Annotated in this window: 4 protein-coding genes; 2 read left to right on the top strand and 2 right to left on the bottom strand. The window is 61.9% G+C overall.

Annotated elements, in window-relative coordinates; translation table 11 throughout:
* Nucleotides 1-165: 165 nt before the first annotated feature.
* A complete protein-coding gene (locus RM590_RS35275) occupies nt 166-702 on the bottom strand; it encodes a hypothetical protein (RefSeq protein ID WP_311708904.1) in 537 nt (178 codons plus the stop codon).
* Entirely contained in the window at nt 689-1,081 is a 393-nt protein-coding gene (locus RM590_RS35270) for a regulator component (protein WP_311708903.1), read from the bottom strand. Before RM590_RS35270 ends, RM590_RS35275 begins: the two co-directional genes overlap by 14 nt.
* Nucleotides 1,082-1,819: 738 nt before the next feature.
* On the opposite strand from RM590_RS35270, the gene RM590_RS35265 reads away from it, so the two are divergent.
* Nucleotides 1,820-2,188, top strand: a complete 369-nt coding sequence (locus RM590_RS35265; protein WP_311708902.1) for a hypothetical protein — start codon at nt 1,820-1,822, stop codon at nt 2,186-2,188.
* A 106-nt stretch (nt 2,189-2,294) separates the two neighbouring features.
* On the top strand, nt 2,295-2,939 hold the full coding sequence (locus RM590_RS35260; protein ID WP_311708901.1) for a hypothetical protein: 645 nt from the start codon (nt 2,295-2,297) through the stop codon (nt 2,937-2,939).
* Nucleotides 2,940-3,802 lie beyond the last annotated feature (863 nt).

Genomic DNA, 3,802 nt, shown 5'->3' with positions numbered 1-3,802 from the left:
GTTCCTCATACGGCAGAAGGATCTTGGTCGATCTCCTGCCTACGGGGAACTCCGTTGCCGTGCGGACCCTTTCACCGGAAAGCCACCCGAACCAGGACGCTACAGGCCGGGCCGCCTACGGACGCCCGCTCTGTAACCCCCAATGACCTGCGCAAACACGCTAAGTCACCGGCATTGCAGGGACCAGGCCAGATCGCGGTCGTCGGTGCGTGCGCTGTACCGTCCGCACACGATGACAACGACGTCGGCGACCAGGTGGGCGCCGCAGACGACCAACCAGTAGGCGGCGGAGGGCTCGGCGGGATCGCCGATGGCGGGGATGCCAGGCCCCGGGTAATCACCTCGGGCCAGGTCCATGCCCACCAGCGTCACCACCGTGCCGGACAGCACGGCGGCGATGAACAGACGCGCTCGGCGCGGGTGGGCGGAATCGACGACGAACAGCAGCGTGAGCCCTGCGGCCAGGACACCGATGACGTTGCGGGACAGGGTGACGGCACGGGCGTCGCCGGTGACCTCGACAGCCCAGTTGATGACCTCCGGCTGGAAGAGCGTCGTGGCACTCGCCGCCGTCAGAATGGCAAACCACAGACCGCGTTGATAGTGCCGCCTCAGTGCGGGCCGCGCGCGAATGATCAACGCGACCCACATCAGGAGAATGCTCCAGCGGCCAATGTCGTCGGCCCACTCAGTAACGGTCATCGGTCCTCACCCCGAGCAACGCGCCCAGCCGACCCAGCGCTCCGGCGGCAGGGGGCTTCCGGCCGCTGCGCATGAGGCTGGCGAGCATCTCGGCCTCCTGCTCTTCGGTAGTGGTGTGACTGGTCCGCGTCATCAGGCGTCTGATCAGATGAGGTTGGAGCCCGCTGAGCAGACTTCCCAGCCCACCGCCGATGCCGCCGTCGCCGTGCGGAGCCCGGTGTCCCGCCAGCATGTGGGCGATCTCGTGCAGGATGATGTGCTCCCGATGCAGGGGAGCGGTCCGCGCCTCGTAGAAGACGAAGTCCGCGTCGTCAGTGCCCAGCCAAAGACCGCATGCTCCCGCATATGCCGCCTGCTGCGGGAGTTCCTTGAGGACCAACGGTCGGCCTCGGAGAGCCTCCGTCCAACGAACAACGGAATCCAGCGAGTAGGGCTGAGGGACCCTCCGGTTATCGAGAATCTTTCGGCAGCGAGCCTGCAGGTGGACATATTCCCCGGTTGCTGCTTTCCGGTCGCTTTGTGCCCAGCAGGGATCGCCTCGGCCATGTAGGAACCCCGCATGCGCGGGGAGCATCCGCTAGCCGAGTACACGGCGTAGCTGACTCAGGGGTCAGCCCCGCCATTGGCGAGGAGTGATGAGGTGTGAACCTAGCCTATGAAGTCCCCCGGACCCGGAGGTGCGGCAGCACGTAGTTGGCGTGACGTGCGGCTCGGCTCCGTTCGAGGTCGCTCTCCCGGTCCCGGGCCAGGCGACCGTTCGCTGGGACAACGATGCAGGGCATGCCACTATTCGCGTCGAGAGCAATGGCACGTCCTTCGAAACCGAGCAAGTAGTAAGGGGCTGGGACGGGACTGCGAGTCCGAATGGTCTGCCCACAACCGGAGCACCTGCTGGACCTTTGGGGTCGAACGTCGTGGAGCGTAGCTTTCAGATGCCTGATGCACAGGCTGCGATGAGGGCACAACGTGCTTCTGTGGGAGCCAACCTGGGGCCGTATGACGGCATCCACAATAGCTGCGTCACCTACTGTGTAAGCATCCTAAGAGCGGGTGGTGTGGATATAGCCCCCGGAGCTCGCGGAATGATAGCTCTGAGAAATATGATACGTTAAGAGGTGTGGCGTTGGAGCCAGAAGAGGAACATTACAATCTCCCGCTGGCTGAGATTCTCCTGAGCAACAACGTTGGTGTCGCGCACATCAGACTGGTTGGTGATTTGATCTCAGTGAAAGCTCAATTGAGCATCGGGATGCGGGAGATGCCTTCTCTTGCGTTGGATCAGCGCGCCGACATCGCTACAGAGATCCTGAAGCTAGAGGAGGAGTACCGTCTCGCTTGGGAATCGGTCGTTGCTGCGGGGCCGGATATCGAGGAGCTTAAGGCCCGCTTGGTGATCTTGGAAAATGCGTTGCGTGGAGCGGTGCGGGGAGTAGTCGAGTCTGCGCGTCGCAACGGCATCCATGTCGCGAATTTGTCCCTTGAATAGCGGCGGCATGCGTTGCGCGGTGTCGACGCTAGTGAGTCCGAGAACTGCTCTTTGGCCCCTGCCTGGCGTTGGCTAGTCGCCTGTCGTGGTCTCAGCAGGAGGGCAAGTGCTCGCGAAAGGCGAGATTGATCAGATCAAGACTGCATGTGACGAGTTGGGCTCCAAGAGGGTCATTGCTCTTTCGGTGGCCGCAGGCTCTCGGGTTCTTCCCGCCTATCAGGCTTACAGCGAGGCTCGCCGTCAGGTCCGAGGGCACGGACTGGTTCACGATGGAATGGTAGGCATATGGCGAGTTCTGCGTGCCAGGCCAAGGGCTTCCGCTGCCGAAATCGCCCCTCTGATTGTCGAGGCGATCAGGCGTGCCGAGGCAGACTTCAAGCTGATCAACGAGACAGAAGAGCAGACTCTTCCAGAAGAACTGGCCGCGCAATCCATTACTGCGGCAACTCACGCTTTGCGTGCCTACCTCGAAGAGCCGCGGATGAATGCATTCCATACGCTTGCCGTTGCTCTGGAAATTGACGTGGTGTGGGCGGAGAGTGAGGCGGATGGCCCGAACCTCGAAGGCGTCGTCTCCCGGAGTCATCTGCTGGCTCATTACGGGCAGCAGATGCGAGACGCCGCTGCCCTTGCTGCTGTTGAGGAAGCAGAAGAGAAGCGTTTGTTTCGTGACATTGCGATGCGTGCCGAGCGGGAGGGGCTTCCTTACCTACTTCGAATGAGAGATCTCGTGCCTCCCGCCGCAGGCTGATGTGAACGTGCGAGACGGTGTTGAGGATCTGCCGTGGACGGATACATACGGATCTTTCGTGCGGCAGTTCGTGCTGCCTCACGCGGGCGGATTCGTCGCAACGGTGGTGGAGTATCGAGTTCTGGTAACAGGCCTTGGAGGTTCGTGCTAGGGAGTGGTGGGTGTAGTGGATCAGGTCAGTCTGGCGGGGGCGCTGGCCCTCGCCAGGATGAGGCCGGTTCTTGAGTTTGCTGGGACGCGATTCCTGGTGGAAATCGATCGCGTCGTCGTCGCGTGCAGCACCCCAGAGGATCCTGTTCGTCCAGAGGAGGTCGATGCGCTCCGGTCTCAGCGAGTCGAGATTGGGGTGCTGGAAGATTGCTCTGTCCCGCAGTACTTCCAGTCGACTGCCGCAGGCGTAGCCGTACTTGTAGCATCTGGGGAGTCGCCCGCAGGCGATCGAGGGCGGAGAATTAAGTCCAACGTAGGGAACTTCTGGAACTCCTGTGATGACCTGCTGCATGCCGGTGGAGGTTACGCGCGCGCCGAATTCCAGGGCATAAAGACAACGCTGCGAGGGATCGAGGACGTCTGGAGCGACGGCGACTCTCGCCTGCTGGCCGATGCTCGTGTTGATCCGTTGGATATGTACGCGAGGCGTCTGGCCAAGATTCGCTCCGCTTATGTAAAGCGCCGGGAGGTTGCGCGAGTCGTCGCTGAGCGTTATTCACGGGGCGTCACCAGCCGAGTCGGTAGAATTCAAGTGACGTGATGATGCGGATGACCGTAGGGAGTTCGGCGAGGCGTCCTCGATAGCCGGTGGCAAGTATTTTCCAGTTCTTGAGGTGGGCGATGCACCGCTCGACCGCCGACCGTATCGATGA

It is taken from the genome of Streptomyces litchfieldiae, assembly GCF_031845365.1.
GTDB lineage: Bacteria > Actinomycetota > Actinomycetes > Streptomycetales > Streptomycetaceae > Streptomyces > Streptomyces litchfieldiae.
Note: the sequence above shows the minus strand (reverse complement) of the source record. Positions and strands in the feature narration are given on the sequence as shown.